We start from the raw sequence: 752 nt of genomic DNA on the forward strand, positions 1-752 counted from the left end.
TGGCGGCGGCACCAGGCGGCAAAATGCTTCCAGTCGGCGGCATAAGCCCGCCGCGTGTTGGCGGAGGAGGCCGCTTCGACGTAACCACGCGCCCGATCGGCGAGGCTTTCGAGGTGCGCCGGCAAGGCCGCGCTTGCTTCCGCTACGAGCAGGGGGACGGGGAGGCCGCCAGGATCCGCGCCGGCCGCGAACTCGCCCGGATGGAGAAGATCGGCTACTGGCGGTTCGGGGGGCGTCATTGAGCCATTCACGCCGGTGTCTCCCACGGATTGATCACCGCCGCGTCCGTGTCCTCGAAATCTCTGACGTTGCGGGTGACGAGGATCAGGTCGTGGACGATCGCCGTGGCGGCGATCAGCCCGTCGATATCGCCGCGCGGCCGGATCGCCGCGAGACGGCCCCATTCGGCGGTGATCTGGTCGGTCACCGGCAGGATCCGATCGCCATGATCATTGCGCAGCTTGCGCAGCCATTCGGTCAGATGAGCGGCGGTCTTCGGGTCCGATTTCTGCTTCAGGGCGATGCCGCGCATGATCTCGCCGAGCGTCAGGGCGCTCAGGTGGACGGTAAGCGGGTCGACCGAGCGCAGCCAGGCGACCGCCTGCGGCGCGCCGCGGCGCGCTTCTGAGATGATGTTGGTGTCGACGAGATACATTAGAAGGCCACACCGCGGCTTGGCGTTTTCGAGCGCGCATCGACCGCGTCGGCGAGTTCGTCGTCCCACGCCGGGCCGCCAAGCAGATCGTCGACCA

At 67.8% G+C, this 752-nt stretch carries 1 protein-coding gene and 2 pseudogenes; all 3 read right to left on the minus strand.

What is annotated here, in order from left to right:
* Positions 1-239 (minus strand): annotated as a pseudogene (locus DMO26_RS34735) (integrase); the annotation flags it as partial.
* Between the two features lie 8 nt (positions 240-247).
* A complete protein-coding gene (locus tag DMO26_RS33470; RefSeq protein ID WP_117196540.1) occupies positions 248-655 on the minus strand; it encodes a type II toxin-antitoxin system VapC family toxin in 408 nt (135 codons plus the stop codon).
* Positions 655-752: pseudogene (locus tag DMO26_RS33475) on the minus strand (prevent-host-death protein); the annotation flags it as partial. The gene DMO26_RS33470 and the pseudogene DMO26_RS33475, both read right to left, overlap by 1 nt.

This window comes from Rhizobium terrae, from assembly GCF_003425685.1.
GTDB lineage: Bacteria > Pseudomonadota > Alphaproteobacteria > Rhizobiales > Rhizobiaceae > Neorhizobium > Neorhizobium terrae.